The sequence below is a fragment of the Nocardia speluncae NBRC 108251 genome, assembly GCF_001613245.1.
Classification (GTDB): Bacteria; Actinomycetota; Actinomycetes; order Mycobacteriales; family Mycobacteriaceae; genus Nocardia; species Nocardia speluncae.
This window is the reverse complement of record NZ_BDBZ01000002.1, coordinates 571,641-584,825: the sequence shown is the minus strand read 5'-3', so window position 1 is coordinate 584,825 and position 13,185 is coordinate 571,641. Positions and strand designations below refer to the sequence as shown.

At 67.8% G+C, this 13,185-nt stretch carries 11 protein-coding genes; 3 read left to right on the top strand and 8 right to left on the bottom strand.

The window, feature by feature from the left end; translation table 11 throughout:
• Nucleotides 1-86: 86 nt before the first annotated feature.
• From pgl to tkt, 5 genes are read right to left on the bottom strand one after another with little or no spacing between them, the layout of a single operon-like run.
• A complete protein-coding gene (gene pgl / locus NS6_RS05475) occupies nt 87-848 on the bottom strand; it encodes a 6-phosphogluconolactonase (RefSeq protein ID WP_068037141.1) in 762 nt (253 codons plus the stop codon).
• A complete protein-coding gene (opcA, locus tag NS6_RS05470; RefSeq protein ID WP_174552562.1) occupies nt 835-1,749 on the bottom strand; it encodes a glucose-6-phosphate dehydrogenase assembly protein OpcA in 915 nt (304 codons plus the stop codon). The genes pgl and opcA overlap by 14 nt, the downstream gene beginning before the upstream one ends.
• Nucleotides 1,746-3,320, bottom strand: a complete 1,575-nt coding sequence (zwf, locus tag NS6_RS05465) for a glucose-6-phosphate dehydrogenase (protein WP_068037136.1) — start codon at nt 3,318-3,320, stop codon at nt 1,746-1,748. Before zwf ends, opcA begins: the two co-directional genes overlap by 4 nt.
• 5 nt (nt 3,321-3,325) lie before the next feature.
• Nucleotides 3,326-4,459: a transaldolase gene (gene tal / locus NS6_RS05460; protein WP_068037132.1), complete on the bottom strand. Its 1,134-nt coding sequence runs from the start codon at nt 4,457-4,459 to the stop codon at nt 3,326-3,328.
• A gap of 6 nt (nt 4,460-4,465) precedes the next feature.
• Nucleotides 4,466-6,607: a transketolase gene (tkt, locus tag NS6_RS05455; RefSeq protein ID WP_068037129.1), complete on the bottom strand. Its 2,142-nt coding sequence runs from the start codon at nt 6,605-6,607 to the stop codon at nt 4,466-4,468.
• A gap of 362 nt (nt 6,608-6,969) precedes the next feature.
• Between tkt and NS6_RS05450 the strand changes: the two genes are divergently transcribed.
• A complete protein-coding gene (locus NS6_RS05450) occupies nt 6,970-7,992 on the top strand; it encodes a heme o synthase (protein WP_210746745.1) in 1,023 nt (340 codons plus the stop codon).
• Nucleotides 7,993-8,365: 373 nt separating this feature from the next.
• Here the strand turns inward: NS6_RS05450 and NS6_RS05445 are convergent, their stop codons facing one another.
• Entirely contained in the window at nt 8,366-9,331 is a 966-nt protein-coding gene (locus NS6_RS05445) for a quinone oxidoreductase family protein (protein ID WP_068037123.1), read from the bottom strand.
• 104 nt (nt 9,332-9,435) lie between these two features.
• Here NS6_RS05445 and NS6_RS05440 point away from each other — a divergent pair, with 104 nt between their 5' ends.
• Together NS6_RS05440 and NS6_RS05435 are read left to right on the top strand one after the other, a co-directional pair.
• Entirely contained in the window at nt 9,436-9,792 is a 357-nt protein-coding gene (locus NS6_RS05440) for a hypothetical protein (protein ID WP_068038060.1), read from the top strand.
• A 153-nt stretch (nt 9,793-9,945) separates the two neighbouring features.
• Nucleotides 9,946-11,178 (top strand): PucR family transcriptional regulator, encoded by a 1,233-nt coding sequence (locus NS6_RS05435; protein WP_068037120.1) that lies wholly within the window; start codon nt 9,946-9,948, stop codon nt 11,176-11,178.
• A 143-nt stretch (nt 11,179-11,321) separates the two neighbouring features.
• Here the strand turns inward: NS6_RS05435 and NS6_RS05430 are convergent, their stop codons facing one another.
• Nucleotides 11,322-12,296: a COX15/CtaA family protein gene (locus NS6_RS05430; protein WP_068037118.1), complete on the bottom strand. Its 975-nt coding sequence runs from the start codon at nt 12,294-12,296 to the stop codon at nt 11,322-11,324.
• 65 nt (nt 12,297-12,361) lie between these two features.
• Nucleotides 12,362-13,153 carry an ABC transporter permease gene (locus NS6_RS05425; RefSeq protein WP_245669136.1) on the bottom strand — a complete coding sequence of 264 codons (792 nt, stop codon included), beginning with the start codon at nt 13,151-13,153 and terminating at the stop codon, nt 12,362-12,364.
• Nucleotides 13,154-13,185 lie beyond the last annotated feature (32 nt).

The following is a 13,185-nucleotide window of genomic DNA, read 5'->3' as shown; positions in this document are numbered from 1 at the left end:
CCGAATCGCGGACTCGGCTACCTGGGCGCCGCCGAGCGACCGGCTTCGGGCTCCGTCACGGGTTGCGCCGGGCGCAACACCGCGGTTCAGTTCAGCGCGGCGGCCGCATCCTCGTCGAGGATCCAGGTGGTGGATTCGGTGCCGTGGGCGCCCGCTGCGGGGACTTCGAGCGGGTCGGCGCCGCCCAGTGCGGCCGCGACGGGGCCGGCCTTGTTCGTGCCCGACACCACCAGCACCACATGGCGCGACCGCCGGATTGCCGGATAGGTCATGGTGACCCGGACCGGGGGCGGTTTGGGCGAATCGGTGACGGCGACGGCCGGTTCGTGCTCTTCGCGGACCGTGTCCGTATGCCCGGGGAACAGCGAATTGATATGCCCGTCCGGGCCCATCCCGAGCAGATGCAGGTCGAAACCGCCGGATGCGGCGAAGTGGGCGCGGATCGCGGTGGCGTATTCGGCGGCCGCTTCGACCGGGTCGGGGTATTCGCCGTCGGAGGTGGCCACGGTGTGGACACGGGCGGGGTCGACAGGGACGTGGTCGAGCAGTGCCCGGTGCGCCTGCAGTTCGTTACGTTCGGGGTCGCCCGCAGGGACGAAACGTTCGTCGCCCCAGAAGATATCGAGCTTCGACCAGTCCAGCTCGCCGGGTTCGGCGCGAACCTTCTCCAGCAGGGCGATACCGGTACCGCCGCCGGTCAGCACCACCGACGCGGTGCCGCGTTCGGCCTGCGCAGCCACCAAGACCTCGACGAACCGCCGGGCGGCGGCTGTGGTCAGGGCGTCGCTGCCGGGATGCACATCCACGACGGCGGCGGGGAAAGCTGCCGCGTCACTACTGGTGGTCATAGGTCACCCTTTCGATTCCGGCGAGGGCTTCGGCGTAGATTTCATCGGCGTCCAGACGGCGCAGTTCCTCGGCCAGGCAGTCCCGGGTCTCCCGGCGTGCCAGTGCGATCCGCTGCTCGGGGTCGCCCGTGCGAGTCAGTGTCGCAGTGACTCCGGTCTGCGGGCGGGCGATGGCGACCGTCACCGTCGGGCGAAAGAGTTCGACCTTCAGCTCCCCGGTCCGGCGATACACCGGGCATCCGAGCCGCCGGGCGAGCCAGCCGGCCAGGATATCCAGGGCCGGTTCCTCGCGAAGTCCCGAAACCGTCACCGATTCCACCGGCTGGTGCGGGGGTTCGTCCAGGGCGGCCGCGAGCAGGGCCCGCCAGTAGGTGATCCGGCTCCACGCCAGATCGGAATCGCCCGGCGCATAGGAACCGTGCCGCTTCTTGATGGTGGCCTGTGGATCCGGGGCGAAGGTGGCATCGGTGATCCGCCGGGTCGCGAGACGGCCGACCGAGTCCTTCGACGGAAATTCCGGTGCGCCACGCGGCCACCACGCCACCACCGGGGTGTCCGGTAGCAGGAACGGGATGACCACACTGCTCTCGTGGCTGATCAGCTCGCCTTGAAGGCGTAGCACGATCACCTCGGCGGCACCGGCGTCGCCGCCCACCCGGATCTGGGCGTCGAGCCGGGTCGGCGCGAACCGGTCACCGCGCGCGAGTACGACCACCCGGCAGGGATGTTCGCGACTGGCATCGTTGGCGGCGTCGATGGCGTCCTCGGCTTCGGAACTGTCCAGCGTGCACACGACCAGGGTCAGCACCCGGCCCATGGTGATCACGCCGTTGCTCTCGCGTAGTTGCACCAGGCGTTTGGTGACGGCGCCGGTGGTGGTATCGGGAATATCGATGATCACGGCCGCCGCCATTCCCGGCCCGTGCGGCTCAGCATCTCGGCGGCGGATTCCGGGCCCCAGGTCCCGGCCTCGTACTGTTCGGGTTTGCCGTCGGCCGCCCAATGGGCGAGTACGGGATCAAGGATGCGCCAGGACAATTCGACCTCCGCGTTGACCGGGAAAAGGGAGGGTTCGCCGAGCAGGACATCGAGGATGAGACGTTCGTAGGCTTCCGGGGAGGATTCGGTGAACGATTCGCCGTAGCTGAAATCCATGTTCACATCACGTACTTCCATGGACGATCCGGGCACCTTCGAACCGAACCGCATGGTGATGCCCTCGTCCGGCTGCACACGGATGACGAGTGCGTTCTCGCCGAGTTCCTCGGTCATCGTCTGGTCGAACGGCAGATGCGGGGCGCGTTTGAACACCACCGCGATCTCGGTGACCCGGCGGCCCAGGCGTTTACCGGTCCGCAAATAGAACGGGACCCCGGCCCAGCGCCGGGTATCGACCTCCAAGGTCAGCGCCGCATAGGTTTCGGTGCGTGACTGCGGGTCGAAACCTTCCTCGTCCAGTAGCCCTACCACTTCCTGACCGCCCTGCCAGCCGGCCGCATATTGGCCGCGGGCAGTCGTTTCGTCGAGCGGTTCCACCAGTTTGGTGGCGGATAGGACCTTGATCTTCTCCATCTGCAGCTGCCGGGGTTCGAAGCTGATCGGCTCCTCCATGGCGGTGAGCGCGAGCAGTTGCAGCAGATGGTTCTGGATCACATCGCGGGCGGCGCCGATCCCGTCGTAGTAGCCGGCACGGCCGCCGAGGCCGATATCCTCGGCCATGGTGATCTGTACGTGGTCGACGTAGTTGGCGTTCCAGATCGGATCGAACAACTGGTTCGCGAAACGCAAAGCCAGGATGTTCTGCACCGTCTCTTTACCGAGATAGTGGTCGATCCGGAAGACGGTCTCCTCGGGGAACACCCGGTTCACCAGTTCGTTGAGTTCGCGGGCGCTTTCGAGATCGTGGCCGAACGGTTTCTCGATCACCACCCGCCGCCAGGGCGCGGGACCCTGCTCGGCATGCCGGCTGGTGAGCCGGTGCCGATGCAGCTGATCGAGCACTACCGGGAACGAATCGGGCGGGATCGAGAGATAGAAGGCGTGATTGCCGCCGGTACCCCGTTCGGCATCGAGCCGGGCCAACGTGCCGGCGAGCGTCGCGAAGGCAGCGTCGTCTTCGAAGGTGCCCTGGACGAAGCGGAACCCTTCCGCCAGATGATCCCAGACTTCCTGGCGGAACGGAGTCCGTGAATGCGCGCGCACCGCGTCGTGGACGATATCGCCGAAATCCCGGTCCGACATCTCACGGCGCGCGAAACCGACCAGCGCGAAACCCGGGGGCAGCAGCCCCCGGTTCGCCAAGTCGTAGATGGCCGGCATGAGCTTGCGCCGGGAGAGATCTCCGGTGACTCCGAAAATCACCATGCTGCACGGGCCCGCGATCCGCGGTATCCGTTTGTCCCGGCTGTCCCGCAGCGGATTACGCCACGGGGTGCCGGATGCCGTCCCTGTGCTCTCCGGAGCGCCGGCCATCGGGGTCAGTTACCTCCTGCTGCCTGCAGTTCGGCCGTGGTGGCCTCCAGCAGTTCTGCCCAGGACTTCTCGAATTTGTCCACGCCCTCGCGTTCGAGTACGGCGAAGACATCGTCGAGATCGATACCCGCTTCGCGAAGCTGTTCGAAGACCCCGGCAGCCTCGTCGGCGGTACCGGACACGGTGTCCCCGCGGACCCGGCCGTGATCGGCGACGGCCTCGAGCGTCTTCTCCGGCAGCGTGTTCACCGTATTCGCGGCAACCAATTCCGTGACATAGAGCGTGTCCGGGTAATCGGGGTTCTTCACTCCGGTCGACGCCCACAGCGGCCGCTGCCGGTTTGCACCGGCGGCGGACAGATCGTTGTAGGTCGAGGCGTGGTCGCCGCCGGCGCCGAATACATCCAGGTATTCGGCGTAGGCAAGCCGGGCATTGGCCACCGCGGCCTTACCGCGCAGCGTCAGGGCCGCGGGCGTACCGATCGCCTCCAGCCGCTTGTCGATCTCCGTGTCCACCCGGGAGACGAAGAACGAAGCCACCGAATGGATCTTGGCCAGATCGTGCCCGGCGACCCGGGCCTTACGCAGCCCGTCCAGGTAGGCGCCCATAACCGCGCGGTAGCGCTCCACGGAGAAGATCAGGGTCACGTTGACGCTGATGCCCTCCTCGATGACCGCGGTGATGGCGGGCAGGCCGGCCTCGGTGGCCGGGATCTTGATGAACAAGTTCGGCCGGTCGACGATCTTCCACAGTTCGACGGCCTGCGCCACCGTCTTGTCGGCGTCGAAGGCCAGCCGCGGGTCGACCTCGATGGAGACCCGCCCGTCCACGCCGCCGGTCTGTTCGAAGACCGGGGCCAGCACATCGCAGGCCGCGCGGACATCGTCGGTGGTGATGGTGCGGACGGCGGCGTCGGTATCGGCGCCCCGGGCGGCCAGCGCCCGGACTTGCTCGTCGTAGGCGTGACCCTTGCTGAGGGCACCCTGGAAGATGGTCGGGTTGGTGGTGACCCCGACGACCCCGCGGGTGGCGATCAGTTCGGCGAGGTTACCGGAGTTGATCCGATCGCGTGACAGATCGTCCAGCCACACCGACACTCCGGCCGCGGCCAGGGCGGCGATGTTCTCGTTCTGTGCCATGAACCCTTATCCCTTCACATTGTCGAGCGTGCGCTGCGCAGCGGCCACGACAGCCTCCGGCGTGAAGCCGAACTCGCGGAACAAGGTCTTGTAATCGGCCGAGGCGCCGAAATGCTCGATCGACACGATCTCGCCCGCATCGCCGGTGAACCGGTGCCACGGCATGGCGATACCGGCTTCGACCACGACCCGGGCGGCCACTGCCGGCGGAAGCACCTCGTCGCGATAGGCCTTGTCCTGCGCGTCGAACCATTCCACGCACGGCATCGAGACCACCCGGGTGCCGATGCCCTGCTCCTCCAGCGTAGTGCGCGCGGCCACGGCGAGCTGGAGCTCGGAGCCCGTGCCGATCAGAATCACCTGCGGAACGCCGGTGGAGGCCTCCGCGAGGATGTAACCACCCTTGGATACGCCCTCGAAGCTGGTGCCTTCCTGCACCGGCAGGTCCTGGCGGGTGAGGGCGAGCGCGGCCGGGCCACCGGTACCGACGGCGTCGCTGGAGACGAACGGCGAATTGTGCTTACCGCTGTGCTTCTCGATCACCGCACGCCAGGCGTAAGCGGTTTCGTTGGCGTCACCGGGGCGCAACACCGACAGGCCGGGGATGGCCCGCAGCGCGGCCAGATGTTCGATCGGCTGGTGGGTGGGGCCGTCCTCACCGAGACCGATGGAATCGTGGGTCCAGACGTAGGTCACCGGCACCCGCATGAGCGCGGCCAGCCGGACCGCCGGGCGCATGTAGTCGCTGAACACCAGGAAGGTGCCGCCGTAGGGACGGGTGGGCCCGTGCAGGGCGATGCCGTTGAGGATCGACCCCATCGCGTGCTCGCGGACACCGAAGTGCAGGGTGCGGCCGTAAGGGCTCGCCTTCCACATTCCCGTGGAGATGGATTCGGGCCCGAAGCTCAGCGATTCCGGAATAGTGGTGTTGTTGGATTCGGCAAGGTCGGCCGAACCACCCCACAGCTCCGGCAGTACCGGGCCGACGGCGGCGAGTACCTTGGCCGAAGCCTTCCGGGTGGCCAGGCCCTTGGCGTCCGGCTCCCAGGTAGGCAGGCCGTCGGTCCAGCCGTCCGGCAGCTGACCATTGAACAGCCGGTCGAACAGCGCCTTGCCCTGCGGTACACGCTGGGCCCAGGCGTCGAATTCGACGGTCCAGCCGGCGTGCGCCTGCGCGCCCCGCTCGGCGGCCTTGCGGGTGTGCGCGATGACATCGTCGTCGACCTGGAAGGTCTGCTCGGGATCGAAGCCCAGGGCGCGCTTGGTGGCGGCCACCTCGTCCGCGCCCAGCGCCGCACCGTGCGAAGCGCCGGTGTTCATCTTGTTCGGCGCGGGATAACCGATGATGGTGCGCAGCAGGATCAGCGACGGCTTATCCGTCTCGGCCTTGGCCGCCGCCAGCGCTGCCTCGATCGCCACGACATCCTCGCCGCCCTCGACCACCTCGACGTGCCAGCCGTACGCCGCGTACCGGGCCGCCACATCCTCGGTGAAGGCGATGGTGGTGTCGTCCTCGATGGAGATCTTGTTGTCGTCGTAGATCACCACCAGGTTCCCCAGCTGCTGGGTGCCCGCGAGCGAAGAGGCCTCGGAAGTGACCCCCTCCTCCATATCGCCGTCGGAGGCGATCACATAGATGTGATGGTCGAACGGGCTCACGCCGGTCGCGGCCTCCGGATCGAACAGGCCGCGCTCACGGCGGGCCGCCATCGCCATACCCACCGCCGACGCCAGCCCCTGGCCCAGCGGGCCGGTGGTGATCTCGACGCCCTTGGTGTGCCGGTACTCCGGATGCCCCGGTGTCAGCGAACCCCATTTGCGCAGATTCTCGAGATCGTCGAGTTCCAGCCCGAAACCCGCCAGGTACAGCTGGATGTAGAGAGTGAGGCTGGAATGGCCGCACGACAGCACGAAGCGGTCGCGCCCGACCCATTCCGGGTCGGCGGGGTCGTGCCGCATGGTGCGCTGGAACAGCGTGTACGCCAGGGGCGCCAGGCTCATCGCGGTGCCCGGATGGCCGTTGCCCGCGGTCTGCACGGCGTCGGCGGCCAGGACGCGGACCGTATCCACGGCCTTGGTGTCCAGATCGGTCCAGTCGTCCGGCAGGTTCGGCTGGGTGAGGGCGCGGATGTCGTCTGTCACTGACACGACCGTGTTTCTCCTGACATTTTCGAGGCGTCGAAAAGGGGGCGGGCAGGGGCGGCAAACCGGTACGGCACGGTGACGGCGGCGCCGCATACACCCCATACCCTAGATGCGTCCGGCCGCCCCTGCGCACGGCCCCCGGCCAAGAACGACCCGCCGGTCCAACCGGGTACCCGCGGGGCGTAGCCCGGATGTGTGGCCGGGGTCGCAGGGGCGCACGGCAGACCGTCGCGGTCTTGGGTCTACCATCGTGTGTAGTAGTAGCCGCGTCGGAGCCGTGCGCTGCTCGCCCGCGAACCGGATGCGATGCGCAGCGGCCTCCGGCTCCGCTCCGGCCGGCGTGGCTGCGAGCGAGGTTGGTCCGGCTGCGCCCGTTCGACAGTGTGCGAGGAGAGACAGTGCGGATCGGTCATGACCCGGGGGTCGGCGGCGCCCACGATTCCGCCCCGGCACCTGCGGACCGCGTCCTCGGCAGTGCAAAACTTGCCCGGATCGCCCATCGTCCGCTGGCGTATATCGCCCTCACCAAACCGCGCGTGATCGAGCTGCTGCTGGTCGCCACTATTCCCACCATGCTGCTGGCCGACCGCGGCCAAGTCGATATCCGGCTCATCCTGGCCACCCTCTTCGGTGGCTGGATGGGCGCGGCGAGCGCGAACACGCTGAACTGCGTGGCGGACGCCGATATCGACAAGGTGATGAAGCGGACCGCCAAACGCCCGCTGGCCCGTGACGCCGTCCCCACCTCGCACGCTTTCGTGTTCGGTGTCGTCCTGGGAATCGGTTCCTTCGCGTGGCTGTGGTGGCAGGCGAATCTGCTCAGCGGTGTACTGGTGGTCGCCACCATCCTCTTCTACGTTTTCGTCTACACCCTGGGCCTGAAACGGCGCACCGCGCAGAATGTCGTCTGGGGCGGTGCCGCCGGCTGTATGCCCGCGCTCGTCGGCTGGTCCGCGGTGACAGGGAACATCGGCTGGCCCGCGCTGGCCCTGTTCGGCGTGATCTTCTTCTGGACGCCACCGCATACCTGGGCCCTGGCCATGCGCTACAAGGAGGATTACCGGGCCGCCGGCGTGCCGATGCTGCCGGTGGTGGCCACCGAGCAGACCGTGACCAAGCAGATCGTCGTCTACACCTGGCTCACTGTCCTCACCACCCTGGTGCTGGTTCCGGCGACCGGCGTGATCTACGCGGCGGTGGCAATGGTTGCCGGGGCCTGGTTCCTGCTGATGGCGCACCAGCTCTACTCGGGTGTCCGCCGCGGGGAATCGGTGAAACCGCTGCGCCTGTTCCTGCAGTCCAACAACTATCTTGCCGTAGTTTTCTGCGGCCTGGCCGTCGATTCGGTCCTCGGCTGGACCACCCTCGGCGAGGTCTTCTTCGGCTGAACCCTGCGCGGAGGGGTGCGGTGCCGAGACTCCTGTCCGGCCGTACCGAAGATCCGCGTTCCGGCAATGGTGTCGTAGGCCTATGCGCCGCGTCGCCGTCCACATCGAGCAGCTCGTCGGCACCGGCCGGTACACCGGGACGGCCCACGCGTATCGGCGGGTTCCGGCTCGGTGGGCCGCGGATCCGAAATACGGCAGCGCCGCGTGTGGCCGCGGGGAAGGTCGAACAGGCGCACCGGCTGCCCCGTCGGCGGTTCTTCAGCGGGGCGTCGGGTGCGCGGTCGCCGGGCGGGAATCGGTGAGGTCGCGACAGGTGACGCCGAGCGGACCGGTTTCCGCCCCGCGTTCCTGCCGCCGCCGCGCCCGGGTTGGGTCAGGGGATCAGGACGATCGAACCCGTCGTCTTGCGGCTTTCGAGATCGCGGTGTGCCTGCGCTGCCTCGGCGAGCGGATACGTCGCGCCGATCCGGACGGTGAGCGAACCGTCGGCTACGGCCTCGAAGATATCGCCCGCGCGCCAATCGAGTTCGGCGCGATCGCGGGTGTAGTGGGCGATATTGGGCCGGGTCACGAATACGGAACCGGCGGCGTTCAACCGCTGTAGGTCGACGGGCGGTACGGGGCCGCTGGCCGCGCCGAACAGGGCCAGCGTGCCGCGGACCTGTAACGAGGCGAGGCTGGCGTCGAAGGTCGCCGCACCGACTCCGTCGTAGACCGCGGCGACTCCGGTGCCACCGGTCAGTTCGCGGACCCGGTCGGCGAGTTCGTCGCCGTAGCGCAGGACCTCCCAGGCCCCGGCGCCGCGGGACAGGGCCTCTTTCTCGTCCGAGGACACCGTGGTGATCACCCGGATATCGCGGGCCGCCGCCAGTTGGGTGAGCAGTAGTCCGACCCCGCCGGCGCCTGCATGAACCAGCACGGTCTCACCCGGTTCCGGCCGATAGACCGACTCGATCAGATAGTGCGCGGTCATTCCCTGTAGCAGCGCAGAAGCGGCGACAGGTGGGTCCACTCCTTCGGGAGCCGCCACAGCGACCGCCTCGTCCACGACCGTTCGCGGTGCATAACTGTTCGGCCCGGCGGCCCAGGCCACCCGGTCGCCGACGGCGAACCTACCGGCCTGCGAACCGATTTCGGTGACGATGCCGGTCCCTTCGGAACCCGGGATATAGGGCACCGGTCTCGGATAGGTGCCGGTCCGGAAATAGGTGTCGATGTAGTTCACGCCGACGGCGTCGACCTCGACCAGTAGCTGGTTCGGTCCGGGCGACGGGTCGGCAACTTCGGTGAGGGTCAGTACCTCTGGACCGCCGTGCCGGTCCACCTGGATGGCGCGCATGGTCCAGTTCTACACGTGCGCCCGGCCCTGCAATACGTGGGTCCGGGTGGGCGGGGGCGCAACGCCCCGGGTGGGTGGTACTACTCGCCGGTAAACTCCGGGGCATGAGTGCAGATACCGCCACCGCCACCGCCACCGTCCGCGCGCCGAAGGAGATCGTCGGATCGGTGCGTAAGTTCGTCGCCGCGCACGGCGGATCGGCCGAGGCCGTGCCGCAGCCGGTGGGACGCCGGGGCGTCCGGATCACGCTGGTCGGCGCCGACGGTGTCCTGGGTGACCGGATGGTCGCCGATCCGGCCACGGCGCGGGCCGTGGTCGACGCTGTGGACGGCCTCACCGCCGCCGACGGCTGGGAGCGCGATCTGGTCGCCAAGACCACGCCGCGTACCGGGCATTGGGCGAAGATGGCGGGCTGGGTCGCGGGGCAGACTCGTTTCCCCAAGGCGCGTAACGAGAATTGAGGTTCGAGGGCGGCGGTCCTGTGTGTACTCACAGGCCGCCGGTCCGCGCTTCAGGTAGCTCGGACAGATTCCCGGCCAAAACCTACTGGCGAGTAACCGCTTCGCGCTACCGTTAGGGCTTCGAGCGTCAGCCCGGGGGTAGAAGGAGCCGATATGGCGGTCAGTAGTCCGACCCGTTCCCGACTTACGGTGTCCGGCCGTCCGATTTCGAACCATCTACGCGACGTGTCGACCCTCTCGCGCCAGATGGTCGGGCACTTCGTCGAGAATGTGGCGCCCTGCGGCACCTTGCCGGGCGACGCGCTGCAAGGTGATGTCACCGCGGTGACCCGCCTATGCCTCGAACTCACCCTCAGCCGCCTCGACGGCCGCGAAATCCCGCACGAGATCGAACAGGTGCGCGAGGCCGCTGCCGAATGGGCGCGCGAGGGCATTCCGATCGACACCATCAACCACGCCATTCACGAGGGCTTCAAACTCGGTTTCGACCACATCATGTCCACCGCCGGTCCGGCGGATTCGGCAACCCTGGTCGCCACCGCCCGCCGAATGCTGGAAATCCTCGACACGATCACCTCGGAAGTCGCGCTGGCCTATGTGGGCGAATACCGCGGGGTGGTCGCCGAACATCACACCGCCGTGCACACGCTGACCTCCGCACTGCTCGGCGGGCACAGTACCGCGACCATGGCGCGGGAATGCGGGATCGAGATCGCGGAGTCGTATCAGGTACTGGCCCTGGGGGTGCCGCCGCATCCGGACGAATCCGCGCCACAGGTGGACGGGCGTATCGTCGCGCGCCGGAAATTGCGCCGGGTCCAGGCCGAACTCGCTCGAAGTTGCGGTGAGCGCGCACTGTCGTTGCTCAGTATCGACGGCGGAACGGTACTGCTGCCGGCGCATATGTTTCCCGGCGAAGCACTCGGCGAACTGATCGACCGGCTGTCGCAGGCCGCGCAGGTGCCGGTCACCGCCACCGTCGTCACCGCGGAGACCGCCGGTATCCCCGACGCCACCGACCGGGCCCACGAACTCCTCGATATCGTCTCGCGTATTACCGACGGCGGTGGGCTGCACCGGTTCTCGGACCTGGCGCTGGAATTCCAAATCACCCGGCCGGGTCCGGCGAGGGAACATCTCAGCGCCATATTGGACCCACTGGACGAGCATCCCGAACTACTGGAGACGCTGCGCCGGCACATCGCCAACAATTTCAATCGGCAGCGCACCGCCCGCCTCATGCATATGCACACCAACACCCTCGACTACCGCCTCAAACGGGTCCGGCTGCTTACCGGTTACGACCCGGCGATACCCAACGGCCTGTGGTATCTGACCTCGGCCCTGGTCGCCCGTAGTTATCAGAAGCGCCCCAGCGGCGATTGACAAGGCGCCATTCGTCGTCCGGCGATCGAGTGCGCGGAGAAAACAGCCGGGCGCGTGTTGATCGAGCGTCCGGTGCGTGGCTTACCGGAGTCTTCGATCCGCGCAACTTCGCCGGAATCGTCCGCCTTGCAGTTGCCGCCGGTTCAAGCAGGTTGAGTGTCGGGTTCGGGTACGCCGACGGGGAGGCGTTCACGAGTGTGCAGCGCTGCCCACAGGGCCGCGGTGGCGGCGGTGCACAGTGCCGCGCCGCCCACATGGATCGCCACGAGTGCCGCGGGGACGTCGGTGAAATACTGCACGACCCCGACCAGCGATTGCGCCAGGACCAGACCGATCAGCACGAAGAAGCGATTGCGTACCGGCGTAGTGATACCGGTGGCGTACAGACCGAAGCCGAGGCCGATCAGCAGGGCCAGATAGCCGATGAGTAGTTGCGAGTGCAGATGTACCAGCGTGGTGATCTCGATTTCGAGCCTGGCCACCGGGCGTTCGATGCTCTTGTCCCCGGCGTGTGGTCCGGCGGCGGTAACCAGGGTGCCTGCGACGAGCACACCGGCCAGGGCGATACCGCTGAGTGCGGTGAGCCAGCGCAGCGGAGCGGGGGCGCGGACTGTATCGACACCGTCATCGGGTGCGGCGACCTTGGCGTACATCACCGCGGCCACCCACACCATGAGCATCGAGGCGAGCAGGTGCAGGGCAACCGTCCACCACAGCAGCCCGGACAGCACGGTGATACCGCCGATGATCGCCTGCAGCACCGTCCCGGCCGGCATCAGCCATGCGTAGATCAGCACCTCGCGGCGCCGCCGGGCCCGGGTGACCGCGAGCACGATGAGCGCGGCACACAGCGTCACGGCGAAGGTGAGTAGCCGGTTGCCGAACTCCACCGCCTGATGGAGCACCGGTACCTCGGAGACCCCGACCGGCGTGAAGCTGCCGGGGAAGCATTGCGGCCAGGTGGGGCAGCCGAGCCCGGAGGCGGTGACCCGGACGATCGCGCCGGTCACCGCGATCCCGGCCTGGGAGCCGAGTACCGAGAGGGCGATCAGCAGCTGGGCGCGCCGGGAGGGCAGCGGGAGCCGGTCCACGACTCGCAGGAATGCGCGATAGAGCACGTCACGATGGTAGCGGGCGCCGGTGCGGCGGCCGCAGCCGGTCTACTACAAGTTGTCGTGGTCACTCATTCGAAGCGGAACCAGCGTGCGGCCAGGAGCCCCGCGACGGTTCCCCAGATGAGCAGCACCACCACGCCGAGCCAGTCGACACTACCGCTGAGCGCGTGTTCCAGGGCGACTGCCAGCGCCCCCGAGGGCACCAGCCGGACCAGGGTGTGCACGATCTCGGGCAACTCTTCGGAGGCGAAGACCACGCTGGCGATCCCCAGCATGACGAACCAGAGGATATTGGCCAGCGCGAGCACGATCTCGGCCTTGAGCGTGCCACCGAGCAGCAGGCCCATGGCCGCAAAAGTCGCTGTCCCCAGGGCGATCAGCACCGCGCCGAGTGCCAGCCCGGCGAGGCCGGGCCGCCAGCCCAGGGCGAACCCGATCGACCCGAGAAGCACCGCCTGCAGAATCACCACCAGCAGGACCGCGCCGCTCTTACCGGCGACGATGCCCCAGCGTGGCAGGGGAGTGGCGCCCAGTCGCTTGAGCGCTCCGTAGCGCCGGTCGAACCCGACGGCGATGGCCTGGCCGGTGAAGGCGGTCGACATCACGGCCACCATCATCACGGCGGGCACGATCTTGTCGATCTTGTCCGGACCCATATCGCCGAACGGCAGCAGCGCGAGCCCCACCAGCAGCGTGATCGGGATGAACATGGTGAGCAGCAGCTGCTCGCCGTTGCGCAGCAACAGCACCAGGTCGAGACGGGTCTGCGCGAACAACATGGCCGCCCGCGGAGCCGGGTGGGGCGCTGGGGCGAAAATACCCGGTTCGAACCGGTTGGCCGAGAGAGCCGGTTTGGTCACCAGGCCTCCTTCGAAGCTGACAGATGCGGTCT